General features: G+C 52.0%; 15 protein-coding genes. All 15 read left to right on the top strand.

Annotation, left to right across the window (positions count from 1 at the left end; genetic code table 11):
• The first annotated feature begins 15 nt into the window (after positions 1–15).
• The 15 genes from MKX51_RS07680 (at position 16) to MKX51_RS07750 (ending at position 17,748) form a co-directional block, all read left to right on the top strand.
• Positions 16–1,011: an ROK family protein gene (locus MKX51_RS07680; RefSeq protein ID WP_340944649.1), complete on the top strand. Its 996-nt coding sequence runs from the start codon at positions 16–18 to the stop codon at positions 1,009–1,011.
• 154 nt (positions 1,012–1,165) lie between these two features.
• The gene (locus MKX51_RS07685) at positions 1,166–2,377 is read left to right on the top strand and encodes an MFS transporter (RefSeq protein WP_340991927.1); all 1,212 of its coding nucleotides are present in this window, start codon (positions 1,166–1,168) and stop codon (positions 2,375–2,377) included.
• Between the two features lie 263 nt (positions 2,378–2,640).
• Complete coding sequence (locus MKX51_RS07690) at positions 2,641–4,302, top strand: S1C family serine protease (RefSeq protein ID WP_340991930.1); 1,662 nt, start codon at positions 2,641–2,643, stop codon at positions 4,300–4,302.
• 130 nt (positions 4,303–4,432) lie between these two features.
• A complete protein-coding gene (locus MKX51_RS07695) occupies positions 4,433–5,119 on the top strand; it encodes a response regulator transcription factor (RefSeq protein WP_036722376.1) in 687 nt (228 codons plus the stop codon).
• A 1-nt stretch (position 5,120) separates the two neighbouring features.
• Positions 5,121–6,569 carry a sensor histidine kinase gene (locus tag MKX51_RS07700; protein ID WP_340942551.1) on the top strand — a complete coding sequence of 483 codons (1,449 nt, stop codon included), beginning with the start codon at positions 5,121–5,123 and terminating at the stop codon, positions 6,567–6,569.
• A gap of 57 nt (positions 6,570–6,626) precedes the next feature.
• Positions 6,627–7,583, top strand: a complete 957-nt coding sequence (locus tag MKX51_RS07705) for a 4-hydroxy-3-methylbut-2-enyl diphosphate reductase (RefSeq protein WP_340991932.1) — start codon at positions 6,627–6,629, stop codon at positions 7,581–7,583.
• A gap of 264 nt (positions 7,584–7,847) precedes the next feature.
• Positions 7,848–8,894 (top strand): 3-deoxy-7-phosphoheptulonate synthase, encoded by a 1,047-nt coding sequence (aroF, locus tag MKX51_RS07710; RefSeq protein ID WP_209991419.1) that lies wholly within the window; start codon positions 7,848–7,850, stop codon positions 8,892–8,894.
• A gap of 100 nt (positions 8,895–8,994) precedes the next feature.
• Positions 8,995–9,198, top strand: a complete 204-nt coding sequence (locus MKX51_RS07715; RefSeq protein ID WP_340991934.1) for a hypothetical protein — start codon at positions 8,995–8,997, stop codon at positions 9,196–9,198.
• On the top strand, positions 9,188–10,612 hold the full coding sequence (gene glnA / locus MKX51_RS07720) for a type I glutamate--ammonia ligase (protein WP_340942542.1): 1,425 nt from the start codon (positions 9,188–9,190) through the stop codon (positions 10,610–10,612). The genes MKX51_RS07715 and glnA overlap by 11 nt, the downstream gene beginning before the upstream one ends.
• 130 nt (positions 10,613–10,742) lie before the next feature.
• Positions 10,743–10,946, top strand: coding sequence for a hypothetical protein (locus tag MKX51_RS07725; protein ID WP_340991935.1), 204 nt, complete (start codon positions 10,743–10,745; stop codon positions 10,944–10,946).
• 703 nt (positions 10,947–11,649) lie between these two features.
• Positions 11,650–14,397, top strand: a complete 2,748-nt coding sequence (locus MKX51_RS07730; protein ID WP_340991937.1) for a GH36-type glycosyl hydrolase domain-containing protein — start codon at positions 11,650–11,652, stop codon at positions 14,395–14,397.
• Between the two features lie 145 nt (positions 14,398–14,542).
• On the top strand, positions 14,543–15,427 hold the full coding sequence (locus tag MKX51_RS07735) for a hypothetical protein (RefSeq protein ID WP_340991938.1): 885 nt from the start codon (positions 14,543–14,545) through the stop codon (positions 15,425–15,427).
• 106 nt (positions 15,428–15,533) lie between these two features.
• Entirely contained in the window at positions 15,534–16,625 is a 1,092-nt protein-coding gene (gene serC, locus MKX51_RS07740; protein WP_036722639.1) for a 3-phosphoserine/phosphohydroxythreonine transaminase, read from the top strand.
• 250 nt (positions 16,626–16,875) lie between these two features.
• Entirely contained in the window at positions 16,876–17,340 is a 465-nt protein-coding gene (gene trmL / locus MKX51_RS07745) for a tRNA (uridine(34)/cytosine(34)/5-carboxymethylaminomethyluridine(34)-2'-O)-methyltransferase TrmL (RefSeq protein WP_036697752.1), read from the top strand.
• A gap of 153 nt (positions 17,341–17,493) precedes the next feature.
• Entirely contained in the window at positions 17,494–17,748 is a 255-nt protein-coding gene (locus MKX51_RS07750; RefSeq protein WP_036697751.1) for an AbrB/MazE/SpoVT family DNA-binding domain-containing protein, read from the top strand.
• Positions 17,749–17,808: the final 60 nt, after the last annotated feature.

Here is a 17,808-nt window from a genome sequence, read left to right on the forward strand (position 1 = left end):
ACCGATAAGGAGGCTATCCGAATAGCAAACGCTAATTTGATGAAGGAAATTAACCTGAATCATGTGCGCCAGGTGATGAAACGTATGGAGACGGCTACAAAACCCCAGCTGGCTGCACGGACCAAGCTAAGTGTAGTAACTGTGAACTCATTAGTTAAGGAGCTGTCCGAGTTAGGGGAGTTGTTTGAAGACCTGGTGGTGCCTTCCAACGGGGGCAGACCCGCACAGACCTATCGCTTTAATTACGATTTCAGCCTCGCGTTGGTGATGTACGTGACAGAAAAAGCGGGAAAGGTACTGATCTCCGCCACAGTTATCAATTTGAAGGACGATATTCTGATGAAGGATGAGCATATTATCCCGGTTTTCGAAAGAGATTTTTGCTATACAATCATTGAACATGCCCTGAGCCAGTACCCTTCCATCAAGGTCATTGGCATAGGTATTCCGGGACAGGCGGTAAACGGTGAAATTAAAGTCAGCAGTCTCCGGGAACTGACGGGCTCCCGGTTGATAGAAGAGATTGAATCCCGGTTTGGACTGCCTATCCTGGTGGAGAATGATGTGAATGCCGCGATCAGCGGATATTGCATGAAGCATAGCGAAGGCGAAGAGCAATATTTACTGGGTCTTTACTTTCCGAACGGGTACCCGCCGGGTATGGGGATCTACCTGCACGGCAGCATCCTGAAAGGAAATCAGGGGATGTCAGGAGAGGTAAAGTTCCTTCCCGATATGCCTGAGTGGAGCCTGGAGATGACCCCGGACATATTCATAGCTGCAACCTGCAGGATCTTACAGACGGTGAATGCTGTTCTGGCCCCGGATAGAATTGTCATCTATCAGGACAGAGTGGAGGATTCCGTCTGGACATCGGCCTGGACAGCCTATCAGCTTCAGCACCCCATGCCTGTTTATCCGGAAGTCGTCTTACAGCATACCTTTCAGGAAGATTTCGAGAACGGTCTGCGCAGGCTGACCCTGAAGGAGCTAGAGCCGGAGCCCGTTTAGACCTAACGTGCGAAGAACCCTTGTTAACTACAGGGGTTTTTTGTTGTTTTCTGGATAAGTAAAACCGCTTCTTGACAAAAAACAAGAGAGAGAACATACTTAGTACATATACTTTATAAAGTTTATTTATTAAGTGGTTTTAGGAGGAGAATCTTTGTCTACGTATTTTTTGATTATTATTTATCTGGCTTTTATTAGTCTGGGACTTCCCGATTCTTTACTTGGCTCTGCGTGGCCTGTGATCTGGCCAGAGATGGGTTCATCGCTTGGATCGGCGGGAATCATCTCGATGATTATTGCCGGAGGGACCATCGTGTCCAGTCTGTTCAGTAATATAATAGTCAAGCGCTTGGGGACAGGACGAATAACTCTTGTCAGTTGCCTCGTAACCGCCGCTTCATTGTTCGGATTCTCCGTGTCGCCATCCGTGTTGTGGTTTATAGTAATGGCCGTTCCGCTAGGCCTTGGGGCAGGAGCAGTGGACGCGGCACTGAATCATTATGTGGCCGAACATTACAAGGCTCATCATATGAGCTGGCTGCACTGCTTCTGGGGCGTAGGCGCGACACTGGGACCCATGATTATGGCAGTCAATCTCGTACACGCCCAGTCCTGGAGAGGGGGATATGCGGTTGTGGCCATCATTCAGTTCGGGTTCGCGTTGATTCTGTTAGTGACGCTTCCGTTATGGAACAAGGTTGCTGCCACGCGGGAGCCTCAGCTTCCTGCAGCGCTTAGCGGCAAGCTTCCAGATGAAGCAGCTGTGAACCTTAAGCCGCAGGCGAACACCATCCGCTTGCGGGGCGTTAAGCCTACCCTGGTGACGTTCTTGTTGTACTGCGGAATAGAAGCAATGGTTGGACTGTGGGGCGCCAGTTATCTGGTAGGCGCAAGGGGAGTGGCGCCAGATACAGCAGCGGCTTGGATCTCCGTATACTACGCGGGCATTACAGTTGGCAGGCTGATTACCGGCTTCATCACGTTAAAAGTCCATAACCGCCTTCTTATCCGTTACGGTCAATTGGTGACCATCGCAGGCGGGGCTGTTCTTGTATTGCCGTTCGATCCGGCCCTCTCACTTGCAGGACTGATATTGATTGGTCTGGGCCTCGCACCGATTTATCCGGGTCTCCTGCATGAGACGCCGGCCCGGTTCGGCAAGGAGAATTCAGCCCGCTTAATCGGGTATCAGATGGCGGTAGCCTACACGGGAACAACGTTAATTCCGCCGTTATTCGGGCTTTTATCCGTGCGCACCAGCATTGCCGTATTCCCCTTTGCTGTACTTGCGCTACTGATCTTCATGTTCTGCAGTGCAGAGCGGGTGAACCGGCTGCTGGGCCAATCCATTTTAGGGAGGGAATAAACTGATGGCTTATATTCTTATATGCGCAATCATCTGGCTGGCCGCCTACTTTCATATGGCAGCATTCAAAGAACCTATGGAAGTGAAGCCTATCCGTACTGTAGAAGATCTGTTTGATTAATCAACTATTTATCATCGTCTGGGTATCTTTTATCTCCGCTTAAATTGTTTTTAATGTGACCTTAAGGTTTACAGTACAAAATAAGGACATCAAAACAAATAACACTTTGCCTGACACGGCAAGGCGCGGGAGGAAAGTAAACATGGACGATAACAAAAACAACTTCAATCGTGAGAACAACTACAATCGTGATCATGAACCGGGACCGGATCGTGAATGGGACAATAATCATAATGATACTGATAACAGCACTAATTCATCCGCAGAAGGCGGCTCCTACTACTATTCTTACGGACCTTTCAAATCGATGAACAATGATGAGATGAACGGCAATGACCCGCAGCATTATAACCGCCGCGAACCCGAACGGGTAGAGGTTACGCCGCCACAGCCGGTGAAGTCCTTACCGTATAACACATCGCTCCGCACTACCGGCAATGACGGGAACGGCGGACGCGGCGGCAATCCTCCAGAGGGGGGCAACGGCTGGCAGTATAACCGTAAGCCGAAGAAGCCGGTGAAAGCGGTACTGGTATCTTTTCTCGCCGGAATGGTGGTCTTATCAGGCTCCATGTTCATGGCAGACCGGGGGAACTGGTTCACCGGAGGCCAGGAGGCAGCCACGGTTGCAACGAATCCGGCAGGGAAGACGGCTAGCGGCAATGCCAACATTACACCTTCCACTTCTGCAGCGGCGCTGGTTACCGGCTCAGGAGATGTATCCGGCGTAGTTGAAGGGGTAGGGCCGGCAGTTGTCAAAATTGAGACACTGGTGAAATCAAATAACTCGCGGAATAGAAGCAGCAGCCCGAATATGAGTGATCCGTTCTCTCAGTTCTTCTTCGGGGATCAATTCGGCGGAGGAGGTTCCGACTCGAATAATTCGGAATCCCAGCAGGGCTCGAATAATTCTTCTCCGCAGCTTACACCTTACGGTATTGGTACAGGCTTCATCTATGATTCGAACGGTTATATACTGACCAACCAGCACGTGGTAGATGGTGCCGATGTCATTCAGGTTACCGTAGACGGCACCTCCAAGACTTATGAAGCGAAGCTGCTGGGCTCCAGCAAGGATCTGGATCTCGCCGTACTGAAGATTGAAGGCTCGGACTTCCCGTCTGTGGCGCTTGGCGATTCCGACAGCATCAAGGTCGGCTCAGAGGTCGTGGCGATCGGGAACCCGCAGGGCTTCGACCATACGGTGACAACCGGAGTGCTTAGCGCCAGAGGCCGCAGCATCGATATCAACGAAGAAGACGGCAGTGGCGTGAAGACCTACAAAAATCTGCTGCAGACTGACGCCTCCATTAACCCGGGGAACTCCGGCGGACCGCTGCTCAACATGAACGGCCAGGTCATTGGTATGAACGTTGCAGTAAGCAGAGACGCTCAGGGTATCGGCTTTGCCATTCCGGTAAATACCATAAAAGGCGTAGTAGATAAGCTTGAAGCCAATCAGGAAATTCCGAAGGAACCGGTACCATTCATTGGGGCTACTCTGATGACAATTACCGATGAAGTTGCCAAGCAAATGGGAACCACGATTAAAGAAGGCTCTGTAGTAGCTGAAATTGTCTTTAAATCTCCTGCTTATACAGCGGATCTGCGTCCTTACGATATCATTACAGGAATTGACGGAAAGAGCTACGCTACCAGCCAGGATCTGATCACTTACATCCAGACGCTTAAGGTAGGCGATAAGGCGACTCTGAATGTGGTCCGTGACGGTAAGAAGCTGGATCTGCCGGTAACGATCGGCAACAAGAATGATTTCGAGACCACGCAGACTCAGAAGCAATAAGCACATCATGCGGTGGGCGTTAGAGCGGAAGGGGCAACCCTTCCGCTCTGTGCTGTTCGTGTACGGATGCGGAGAGACGGGTGCATCTGATACAATAGAGATATATGAATGAGACAATGGGGGCTGCCGGATGCGACCGAATATACTGATAATTGATGATGATGAGAAAATAACCTCTATGCTCCGCCGGGGGCTGGCTTTTGAGGGCTATGATGTCAAGACGGCGTCCAACGGGGCTGACGGGTTGCGTGCCGTTCTGAACAGTGATCCTGATGTGGTCATTCTGGACGTTATGATGCCTCAGGTGGACGGGTTCGAGGTCTGCCGCCGTCTGCGGGAAGGCGGTAGCAGCGTTCCTGTGCTGATGCTGACGGCCAAGGATGAAATCGAGCACCGGGTGAAGGGGCTGGACCTCGGCGCGGATGACTATCTGGTGAAGCCGTTTGCCCTGGAGGAGCTGCTGGCCAGAGTCCGGGCGCTGCTCCGGCGCAAAAGCGAGCAGGGCGGAAGCCCGGATCAGGCGGTCACCTATGAGGATATTACGCTGGATGTGGATTCCCGGGAAGTGACCCGCGCCGGACGGCGTCTGGAGCTGACGGCGAAGGAATTCGAGCTGCTGCATCTGTTCATGCAGAATCCGAAGCGGGTGCTCTCCCGCGATCTCATCATGGATAAGATCTGGGGCTACGATTACAGCGGGGAATCGAATGTCCTGGAGGTATATATTGCCATGCTGCGCCAGAAGACGGAGGAGCATGGCGGCAAACGACTGATTCAGACGATCCGGGGAGCCGGTTACATCCTAAGAGGTGACTAATATGTCCATACGACTGCGGCTGACTGCCTGGTACTCGGGGATTCTTGCCGTTATGCTGCTGGTCTTGTCCGGCGTGATCTACGCGTTTGTCTATATTAATACGTACGGCGATTTGAAAAGCCGGCTCCTGAGCCAGTCTCATCAGGTTGAACTGAAACAGGGATTGACCTCTGACGGTACGCTGCAGCCGATTTTAGGCGGACCTGCGGGCCAAAGCCTGTTCGCCCAGATGTACATCTATGATCTGGACAGACTGATCCCCAGTCCGAACATGACCGAGATCAGCTTGAAGTTCAAGGTTCCCGCCAAGGAGGATCTCCCCGGACAGGAGGGATTCCTGCAAGCCAGCTATGGCGGCAATCCTTTTCTGATTTATCAGAAGGGCTTTGACATTAATCTTAATAACAGCAGTTTCCCTGCTGTCCTTCAGGTTGCTGTGTATACGGGTGAGCAGGTCACCCTGCTGAACCGGCTGAAGAATATTCTGCTGGCCGGCTCCTTCGCTACATTGCTCGCAGCCTTCACCTTCGGCCTCTTCCTGGCCCGTAAGGCGATGAGTCCGATTGGCAAGGTCATTGAAGCTGCGAACGGGATACAGACGGGAACTGACCTCAGCTCGCGGATCGTATATGACGGTCCGCAGGATGAGATCGGGCGGCTGATTGAGACGGTGAACAGTATGCTTGGGCGGATGGAAGGCTTCTATACGGGGCTGGAGGAGGCCTACGCCACGCAGCGCCGCTTTGTCTCGGATGCTTCGCATGAGCTGCGGACACCGCTTACAACCATCCGCGGGAATATCGATCTGCTGCAAAAGGTCTGGGAGATGAAGCCGGATGACAGCCGGATGTCCGAGGCGGATATCCGCCAGCTCTCGCTTGAATCGGTGAAGGATATCGCTGATGAAGCGGCACGCATGAGCCGTCTGGTAGCGGATATGCTCTCCCTGGCCCGGGCGGATACCGGCCGGACCTTCGAGATCGAGCCGGTGGCGCTGGAGCCGATGATGACTGAGGTAGCCCGCCGGGCGTCCTTCCTGACGCGCGAAGCGGAGTGGTCTGTCGGTGAGATGGGCCATCTGAACGGTAAGTATATCCTGGGCAATAAGGATTATCTGCAGCAGATGATGTTCATTTTCATTGACAATGCTTTCAAATACACCCCGGCCGGTGAGGTAGCGCTGGATGCCTTGCTGTATCAGAATCAGGTGGGAATCCGCATTGCCGATACGGGAATCGGGATGGACAAAGATGAGGTGCCGCATATCTTCGACCGCTTCTACCGCGCAGATGAATCCAGAGGAATTACGGAAGGCATCGGGCTCGGACTGTCCATTGCCAAATGGATTATTGAGGAGCACGGAGGCTCTGTTGAGGTGGTTACCCGTCAGGGGGAAGGGACGACCTTTGTGATCTGGCTGCCGCTTCTCTTTGCCCCGCCGCTGGAATAGGGTATAATTGAGTGGCTCCTATTACAGCAGTCATTGACAGCAGAAAGCGGTGAATTCATGGAAGTCATCAAAATCTCTCCCCGGGGTTATTGCTATGGCGTCGTCGATGCTATGGTAATGGCACGGCAGGCTGCGCAGAATCTGGACCTGCCCCGGCCGATTTATATACTGGGCATGATTGTGCATAACAGCCATGTCACGAACTCCTTCGAGGACGACGGAATTATTACGCTGGACGGGCATAACCGTCTGGATATTCTAGATAAGGTGGACAAGGGCACAGTTATTTTCACTGCGCACGGCGTATCTCCCGAGGTACGCAAGATGGCACGGGCCAAAGGGCTGACTACGGTGGATGCCACCTGTCCGGATGTAACGAAGACGCATGACCTCATCAAGGAGAAGGTTGAAGAGGGCTGTGAGATTATTTATATCGGCAAGAAAGGCCATCCCGAGCCGGAGGGTGCGGTGGGCATTGCTCCTGAGCATGTCCATCTGATTGAGAAGGAGGAGGACATTGCCGGCCTGAGAATTCCTCCTTCACGTATTGTCATTACGAACCAGACTACTATGAGCCAGTGGGATATCAAGCATATTATGCGCAAGCTGCTGGAGACCTTCCCCGGAGCCGAGGTCCATAATGAGATTTGTATGGCGACACAGGTCCGCCAGGAGGCTGTGGCTGAGCAGGCGGGCCAGTGTGAGCTGGTGATTGTGGTCGGTGATCCGCGCAGCAATAACTCCAACCGCTTGGCGCAGGTATCAGAGGAGATCGCGGGAGTTACGGCTTACCGGATCGCTGACGTCTCCGAGTTGAATACGGAGTGGCTGAAGGGAATTACCAAGGTAGGCGTGACTTCCGGCGCTTCTACGCCGACGCCGATCACCAAGGAAGTTATTAATTATCTGGAGCAGTATGACGAAACGAAGCCGGAGACCTGGGAGATCAAGCGCACGGTCAATATGGCGAAGCTTCTGCCTCCGGTGAAGAATAAGACGGCCAGCACCAGCTGACAGGTCTGAATAATAATAACGATGAACTCATAGCGGTTACCCGGCAGTGCGGCCTGAGAGGGCTGTGCTGCTTTTTTGTAGTGTGGACTGGATACAATTTACATAAAACGGGGGAATAACGGTTGACGGAAAGGGGAATATGCGTTAAAATCACTTTAGTGCTTAAAAGCGTACACGCGTCGTAGCGAGATAGTATATCAGAGGATTAGCAGTGTGCCGGTCTATCTTACAACACTAATACGGGTCCAAAAGGGGAGCTATAATATGATCGTTATTACATCCAACCAAACACCTCAGGAACAGGTGAATGAGATTATTGCCGTGATTGAGAAGGAAGGCTTGCAGGTCCATCTCTCTGTAGGCGCTGACCATACCGTAATCGGACTGGTCGGGGGCGTCACTCCGAAGCTTGCCGAGCATCTTCGTCAGATGAAGGGCGTGGAGAATGTAGTTAAGATTACCAAATCCTATAAGCTGGCGAGCCGCGACTTCCATCCAGAAGATACGGTTATCGATATCCGCGGAGTAAAGATCGGCGGAGAGAATATGGTCATTATGGGCGGTCCGTGTGCCGTGGAATCTCCCGAGCAGATCGATGAGATTGCCCGGCTGGTTAAGGCTTCCGGCGGCCAGGTACTGCGCGGAGGTGCCTTCAAGCCGCGTACCGGACCTTACAGCTTCCAAGGGGTTGGCGTGGAAGGGCTGACAATGATGGCTGAAGCCGGCAAACGTCACGGCCTGCTGACTATTACTGAGGTCATGACGCCGGAATACGTGGATATCTGTGCCGAGCATGCGGATATTCTGCAGGTAGGTACACGCAACATGCAGAACTTTGACCTGCTGCGCAAGCTGGGGACCTGCGGCCGTCCTGTACTGCTGAAGCGCGGGTTCAGTGCGACCTATGATGAGCTGCTGAATGCGGCAGAATACATTCTCGCCGGGGGCAACCGGGATGTCATGCTGTGCGAGCGCGGCATCCGTACCTTCGAGACTTACACGCGCAACACGCTGGATCTGTCGGCCATTCCTGTGCTGCAGAATCTCAGCCATCTGCCTGTGATCTCTGACCCGAGCCACGGTACCGGACGCCGTGAACTGGTAGCCCCTATGGCCAAGGCCTCGGTTGCTGCAGGCGCTAACGGTCTGATCATCGAGATGCATACCGACCCCGATAACTCCATGACTGGTGACGGCGTTCAGTCCCTGTTCCCTGAGCAATTCGACAGCCTGCTGCGGGATCTGGAGAAGCTGGCACCGCTGGTGGGCCGCAAGTTCTCTCCGTCTCTGGAGGCTGCGCCTGTAGTATGAGTGTGAACGTATAAATGACTATTGAACAGCTCTCTTCTCCCGTTTCAGGATGGGGGATGAGGGCTGTTTTTGCTGCATTTTTGTTGCATAGGGGACAAAGGTGACATGGAATCCGGATGATTTTGGTATTTTCACCAAAGCGTCAGAATATCTTACATTGTCGCAAGAAATACCTGACATAAGCATTGACGATGTTAGGTATGCGATTTATAATGACGACAGCAAAAAAATAAAAACAAGAACATTTGATACGATGAGCGGCCTAATGTTCGGAATCTGGGGAGGAATTAAGCATGTCGGTTGAAAAAGTATTGCAGACGATCAAGGAAAACAATATCGAGTGGGTGGATTTCCGGTTTGTAGATTTGGGTGGACGTGCTCACCATATCTCTTTGCCAGCATCCGCAGTTGAAGAAGAAACATTTGTAAATGGAGTAGCATTCGATGGTTCTTCCATTACAGGCTTCCGGGGGATTGAAGAGTCGGATATGGTAATGATGCCTGATCCAAGCACCACTTACATTGACCCGTTCACTGCTCACCCGACACTGAACATTATGTGCGACATTTTCACACCTGATGGCGAACGTTATGAGCGCGACCCGCGCGGGATCGCAGTGAAGGCTGAAGAATTCCTGCAATCCAGCGGTGTAGGTACAGCAGCATTCTTCGCACCTGAATCCGAGTTCTTCATCTTCGACGATGTACGTTACGAGAGCGGAATGAATACTTCCTCCTTCTATGTGGATTCCGAAGAAGCAGCATGGAACACAGGCCGCAAGGAAGAAGGCGGCAACATGGCATTCAAGGTTGGCGTGAAGGGCGGATACGTGCCTGTAGCTCCAGTGGATTCCCAGCAGGATATCCGCAGTGAAATGTGCCGTTTGCTTGGTGAAGCCGGACTCGAAATCGAGCGTCATCACCATGAAGTAGCAACAGCAGGCCAAGCGGAAATCAACTTCCGTTTCGACACCTTGAAGAAAACAGCTGATAATCTCCTCACTTACAAATACATTGTGCAGAACACTGCACGCCAATACGGCAAGGTAGCCACCTTCATGCCAAAACCGCTGTTCGGCGATAACGGTAGCGGAATGCACGTTCACCAATCGATTTTCAACGGCGATGCCCCATTGTTCTACGAAAAAGGCGCATATGCCAACCTGAGTGAAATGGCGCTGCACTACATCGGCGGTATCCTGTATCATGCTCCTGCATTGATCGCGCTGACGAACCCAAGCACCAACTCGTTCAAACGTCTGGTTCCTGGCTATGAAGCACCGGTCAACCTGGTATATTCTAAGGGTAACCGTTCCGCTGCAGTCCGTATCCCGGTAGCTGCTGTGACACCTAAGGGCTGTCGTATTGAATTCCGTACACCGGACTCCACGGCTAACCCATACCTGGCCTTCTCCGCTATGCTGATGGCTGGTCTGGACGGAATCAAGAAGAAGATCAACCCTGAAGAGATGGGCTACGGTCCGCTGGACAAGAACATCTACGAATTGTCTGATGCAGACAAAGAGAAGATCCGCAGCGTTCCGGGTACCCTGGACGAAGCTCTGGATGCACTGGAAGCTGACTTCGAATTCCTGACAGAGGGCGGCGTATTCACTAAGGACTTCATCGATAACTATATCGCCCTGAAGCGTTCCGAAGCTCAAGCCGTTGCCATCCGCGTTCATCCGCATGAATACTCCCTGTACTTCGACGTATAAGCTTTTAAGATAAGCTAGTGTAAAACTAGCTGGATAGAGAGGCCCCTGGAATCATTGATTCCGGGGGCTTTTTGCATTTATCGTGTAAACAAACATCGGTGGCGGCTGATCGTGCTGGAGGGCGAGGTGAATGGTGGAAGGTGAAGGGATAAATCCCTCTGATTTAGCGGGGAGTTGGCTGGAAGGTGAGATGAAGGGGATAAATCCCTCAGAATTAGCTGGAAGTTGGCAAATGAGTGAAATAAAAGGGATAAATCCCTCAGATTCAGCGAAAAGTTGGCTGGAAGCTAAAATGAAAGGGATAATTCCCTCTGTTGGTGCTGCTGATGATTAAAGCTGAGGGAGAGTAATGATGAAGAGCACTAGTGCACCTGAATTCAGCAATAGTGGGCAAATGAGCTAAATGAAGAGCACTAGTGCACCTTAATTCGGCCAAAGTGGGCAAATGAGCTAAATGAAGAGCAGTAGTGCACCTGAATTCAGCAGATGTGGGCAAATAAACTAAATGAGGAGCAGTAGTGCACCTGAATTCGGCCAAAGTGGGCAAATAAGCTAAATGAGGAGCACTAGTACACCTGAATTCGGAAAAGTGGGCAAATGAGCTAAATTGGGAGCACTAGTGCACCTGAATTCGGGGAAGTTGGGTGCTAGTTGGGCAAATGTGGAGCCCTGTTCTCATTTGTCTAAAATAGCTTAATATTGTGTTTTCGTAAAGTTTCGTTACTAAAATAGTATTAATGTAATAAAATTACAATAATATGTGGTGATCTGAGTTTTGGAGTATTAATTGTGCACATTAATCTCTGCTCATAAGTCACAATTAACGCTTTACAAAGGGAATTAACGGTGTGATAATGAAACCGAAACCGATTTCGGAAAGCGGTATCGGGTATTGCGATTAAGTGTTCATGCAACTAAGCGGTTATGCAATTATGTATTAATCAATTATGTGGTTATCCAATTATGTATTTATGCAATTATGTGGTCATCGCAAACAAGAAGATATCTACTGTTAGGGAACAGGGAGGATGAATGCATTGAAAGAACAAACCAATGGATCAAAAGCAGGCTGGAGCTTCACCGGAAATAACGGGGACTTTCGGCTGGAGCAGCCGGACCGGAGCAGCTTTTTATATTTTCCGCTAGTGAATGAAGGGGGCATGATGTCCTCGGTCAGTCCCAAGCTGCATGGTCAGGCCACTTCGGGCCATAATACCTTTCTGACACCGCCAATCTCCGTGGAGGATCTGCATAATTCCCGCGCATCGCGCAATTTCTGGGTGTACATTGAAGGCAAGGGCGCCTGGTCAGCTGCGGGTAATTCTGCACGGCAGAATGCGGCGTTCTATGGCGAAGCAGCAGATGAATCCTTGCTGGAGGCAGGACTTCTGTGGCATCGGGTGACGCGGGAGAGTAAGGAGCTGGGGCTGAGAGCGGAGATCACAAGCTTCGTACCCTGCGGCAACGACAAGGTTGAGCTGATGAAGGTGGTACTTACGAACAGCGGTACAGAAGCACTGACGCTGACATCTACTGCGGCTATTCCGTTATATGCGCGTTCTGCGGATGATCTGCGCGATCACCGGCATGTCACCTCGCTGCTGAACCGGATCTATACTTCGGCGTATGGCGTAGAGGTGCAGCCTGCGTTGTCCTTCGACGAACGCGGCCACCGGGTGAATCATACTTCGTACGGGGTATTCGGGGCTGGTGAGGGCGGAGCGCTGCCAACCGGATTATTCCCGGTGCAGGAGGAATTCATCGGTGAGGGCGGGAGTCTGGACTGGCCGGAATCGGTTGTGAACAATCTGGCCCCGCCGATTGGGAAAGATGGCGGAGTGCCTTGGGAAGGGTATGAGGCACTGGGAGGCCTGCGGTTCGCCGCAATCACTTTGGAGCCGGGTCAGAGTCATTCTTATGTCGTAGTCATGGCGATTGACAATGATAGAATCGATGTGCAGGCGCTGATGGCCAAATATGGCTCGGCTGCGGCTTTTGACGCGTTGCTTGATGAGAATAAACGCTTCTGGGCGGATAAAGTCAATACGGTAGAATTCCATACCGGAGATCATGCCGCCGACGAATGGATGAAATGGGTCACGCTGCAGCCAGTGCTGCGCAGACTATACGGCAACTCGTTCCTGCCTTACCACGATTATGGCAGAGGGGGACGCGGCTGGCGCGATCTTTGGCAGGATTGCCTGGCTCTATTGATTATGGAGCCTGCGGATGTGCGCAGCCTGCTGCTGAACAACTATGCCGGAGTGCGAATTGACGGCAGCAATGCGACGATCATCGGGCAGCAGCCGGGCGAATTCATTGCCGACCGCAACAATATTCCCCGGGTCTGGATGGACCATGGAGCGTGGCCGTTCCTGACCACCATGCTATACCTGGATCAGAGCGGGGATCTGGACTTCCTGCTGCAGGAGCAGACCTACTTCCGTGATACCTTCATGAACCGCTGTAAGGACCGCGATGCCTCCTGGGAGCCGGGTGCAGGAAGCAGTCTGCGGACGAATGCGGGCGAAGTCTATACAGGTACTATTCTGGAGCATATTCTGCTGCAGAATCTGGTTCCTTTCTTCAATGTGGGTGAGCATAACAACATCCTGCTGGAAGGAGCGGACTGGAACGATGGCCTCGATATGGCAGCACAGCGGGGCGAAAGTGTCACCTTCACAGCCTTCTATGCCAGCAATCTGCTGGATCTGTCCAAGCTGCTGATTACCCTGAAGGAACGGACTGGCGGAGATACACTGGAGCTGGCAGAAGAGATGGTGCTGCTGCTTGACTCGCTCAGCCAAGCTGTCGATTATGAATCGGTTACGGCCAAGCATGAGCTCCTCAGCCGCTTCTATGCTGCCGCACCGAATAAGGTGAGCGGGGTAAGAGCCGTTCTGAAGCTTGAAGAGGTTGCAGCAGATCTTGCCCGTAAGGCGGAATGGATATTCAATCACCTGCGCCGCAATGAATGGGTAGAGAGCGGACACGGCGACGGCTGGTTCAACGGCTATTATAATAATGACGGTGAGCGCGTAGAAGGGGAATGGGCTGAGAGTACACGGATGACGCTTACCGGACAGGTCTTCCCGCTCCTGGGACACGCGGCTGCTCCAGAGCAGATTCCTGCGATCATCTCTGCGGTAGAGCGCAATCTGTACGATGAGAAGATCGGCTACCGTCTGAACAGCAACTTCGGCGGCATTCAGCAGAATCTGGGCCGGGCGTTCGGCTTCGCCTTCGGACACAAGGAGAACGGGGCCATGTTCAGCCACATGACCGTTATGTACGGCAATGCGCTGTATAAGCGCGGATACGTCAAAGAAGGCCGCAAAGTGCTGGATTCACTGTATCGCCTGAGTGCGAACTTCGAGGTGAGCCGGATGTATCCCGGAATTCCGGAATATATCAATGAGCAGGGCAGAGGAATGTACACGTATCTGACAGGCTCGGCAAGCTGGCTGCTCCTGACGATGGTAACTGAAGTATTTGGCGTCAAAGGCAAGCTCGGCGACCTGCTGCTGCAGCCGAAGCTGGTGAATGAACAGTTTGACGGCGATAAGAGCGCCTCAATCAAGACTATCTTTGCCGGACGTGAGCTGAAAGTCGTCTATATGGCCTCTGGAAGCACGGAATACGGAGAGTATCAAATACACGCAGCCCGCTTGAACGGAGCTGAGGTAACGCTTCAGCGCGTCTCAGAGGGTGCTGTGATCCCGCGCAGCCTCTTGACAGACCTGCCTGAAGGAGAAATTCATCTGCTGGAGGTAGAACTGGCCTAAAGCCGGAGCTGTTGAATTCTATCGCCTGCTCTGCCGGTCCGCGCGGAGCAGGCATTTTAATATCCAAATATCCGGTATAGAATGGCCCAGGAAATGCTATGATAGGATGTGCTGCGTCCAACCAGGACAGAAAGGAAAGAGATCAATGACACGTATATTATCCAACGGAGTACTGACCGTAGAGATTGCAGATGTGGGAGCCTATGGAGGCACCCGTTTTGACTGGACGGGATTTATTACAGGAGTGAAGCTGGAGCAGGGAGGACATACCTTTTGCGTTCCGGAAAGTCTGGTGCCTGGGCAGGGTACGGGAGGGATAGGCCTCTGCAATGAGTTTGGCATTTCCCGGGCAATTGGCTATGAAGATGCTGCTCCTGGGGAATGGTTCCCCAAGCCCGGCATCGGGCTGCTGCAGAAGCAAAGTGATGAGCCTTATTCATTCGTCGGGGAGTATCCGCTTAAGCCATTCCCGATCACAGAAGAGTGGAGCGGAGACTCGGTTACATACACTGTGCAGCCGCTGGAATGCCGGGGCTACAGCATGCGGCTGGTCAAGACATTGAAGCTTGAAAATAACCGGCTGGATATTTCCTACATGATAGAGAATACAGGGACCGAAGCGCTGCGGATTGAAGAGTATATTCATAATTTTGTCGGCATTGATGGGGCGCTCGTAGGGACGGATTATGAGCTTAAGCTGCCGGGAACGCCGCAGATCGTGGCCCCGGAATCGGCGTATACGGAGAATTTGCTCAGCATAGACGGGAATAGCCTGACATGGGCCGGGGAAACGGACCGCCAATTCTATTGCAGACTCGAAGGCTGGGAGCAGGCGGAGGCGGACTATTACTGGGAGCTGATCCATAAGCCTACTGGAGCCTGCATCAGAGAGAGCGGAGATTTCGCTGCTGAGCGGATTGCGCTGTGGGGAGACAAGCATGTGATTTCACCTGAAGTTTTTGCTGACATCACTATTTTACCGCGTCACAGCAAGGGGTGGAGCCGCAGTTACCTGTTTTCAGCCTTCTGATTGCGGTCTAGCTTACCTCATATGTGAATAATTATACTTGCTGGTGTTTATCGTTATCTGCTATCATAGCGATATCCATATTAATAGGAGAGAAAGGGTGGGAGTTATTTTGAGCAAGAGAGCATACAATTTTAATGCCGGTCCGGCAGCATTGCCGCTGGCAGTATTGGAACGTGCACAGGCGGAGTTCGTTGAATTCCGGGAGAGCGGAATGTCCATTATGGAGATGTCGCACCGCGGGGCGATATACGAATCCGTGCATAATGAAGCTCAGGAACGCCTGCTTTCGCTCCTCGGCAATCCGCAGGGCTACAAGGTATTGTTCATCCAGGGCGGAGCAAGCACACAGTTCGCCATGGTTCCGATGAACCTTATCGCTGAAGGCCAGGTCGGCAGCTATGTCATGACAGGAAGCTGGGCGGACAAAGCCCTGAAGGAAGCCAAGCTGACAGGCGGCGGCCATGTAGCCGCATCCTCCGCAGACAAGAAATTCCTGGCTATTCCCGAGCTTAGCAGCATCAAGGCTGCGGACAATGCGGCTTACCTGCATATCACCTCGAATGAGACGATTGAAGGCACACAGTATGCACAGTATCCTGATGCCGGTAACATTCCGCTGGTTGCCGATATGTCCAGTGATATTCTGAGCCGCGACTTCGATGTGAACCAATTCGGCCTGATCTATGCCGGTGCACAGAAGAATCTCGGACCGTCGGGCGTTACCGTAGTGATTGCCAAGGAAGAGCTGATCGCAAGTTCTCCGGCGAATATTCCGACGATTCTGCGGTATGATACTCATTACAAGAACAACTCTCTCTACAATACGCCGCCATCCTTCTCTGTATATATGGTTAACGAAGTGTTAAAATGGATTGAGGAACAGGGCGGGCTTGCCGGCACTGAAGCCAAGAACCGTGACAAAGCAGGTCTCCTGTATGATTATATCGACGGCAGCGACGGCTTCTACCGCGGAGTTGCGGAAGAAGGCAGCCGTTCCATCATGAATGTAACGTTCCGGATGCAATCGGAGGAGCTGGAGAAGCAGTTCATCAAAGCTTCCGAAGCCGAAGGCTTTGTCGGCCTCAAGGGACACCGCAGCGTAGGCGGCTTACGGGCTTCGATCTACAACGCCGTTCCGCATGAGAGCGTGAAGGCACTGGCTGATTTCATGAAGCATTTCCGGCAAACTCAAGGGTAATCTAAGAACGTTCCTGACCTTCCGCCTGGCAGCGGAAGGTTTATATGTTTTGGGGTCCCCCAAAGTACCTGAGTCATCATCGAAGCTAAAGCCCCACTTTGTGGGGTTATTTTGCCCATAGCCAGGATCACCTAAGCCCGGCCTGTAACTGCAAGCAGCATCAAGAATACATCACAGGGCCATGGAAGGCACTGCGGATACTTACGCCGCCGCACTCCTTAAGACCCTACAGAGGGGAAGCATCAGACTTATGGCATTACACATTGTGCTGGTGGAACCGGAAATACCGGCGAATACCGGCAATATCGCCCGTACCTGTGCGGCCACAGGAACCCATCTCCATCTCGTACACCCGCTGGGCTTCCGCACAGACGATGCTACACTGAAGCGTGCCGGACTCGATTATTGGCATGCAGTGAATATTGAATATCATAATTCCTTCAGTGAAGTATTGGAGAAGTATCAGGAAGGGCGGTTCTTCTACGCGACTACCAAGGCCAAGAAGCGCTATAGCGATTTCGCCTTCCGGGATGGAGACTTCTTCGTGTTCGGGAAAGAAACCAAGGGGTTGCCGGCAGAGATCCTGGAGGCTGGTCAGGAAACGGCGATGCGGATGCCGATGAGCGAGGCGGTCAGATCGCTTAATTTATCCAATTCGGCAGCGATTGTGGTCTATGAAGCGCTCCGGCAGCTCGATTTCCCACAACTTTTCTAAAAGTTGACATCATTTTTTATTTTTTTCAGCAGGATTCGACATTTTAGTAACGAAATAGTTGATTAGTGCCGAAGAAAGTAATAGGGTACGTGAACTTGGATGTCAGAAATGGCACTACTAATCATAAGTTGAACAGGAGAGTGTAAGTTAGATATGAAACCTGCTGGCGTTGTACGTAAAGTAGATCAGCTGGGTAGAATTGTTCTGCCTAAGTCTCTGCGTAAAAGGTATCAAATGAATGAAGGGGATCCTGTAGAAATTCTTGTTCAGGGCGACCACATTATTCTGGAGCGTTACCGTCCGAAGTGTGTCTTCTGCGGATCGATGGAAGGCGTAAGTGAATATAAAGACCGTTACATTTGTTCAAGCTGCCTTACCGAGATGACCCAACTGCCAAAACACGCGTAAGCGTAGAGCGCATCAATTATCTACATAGGGTAAAACGCGTAAGCGCGTCTTATAACATGG

The organism is Paenibacillus sp. FSL M7-0420 (assembly GCF_038002345.1).
In the GTDB taxonomy this organism is placed as follows: Bacteria; Bacillota; Bacilli; order Paenibacillales; family Paenibacillaceae; genus Paenibacillus_AQ.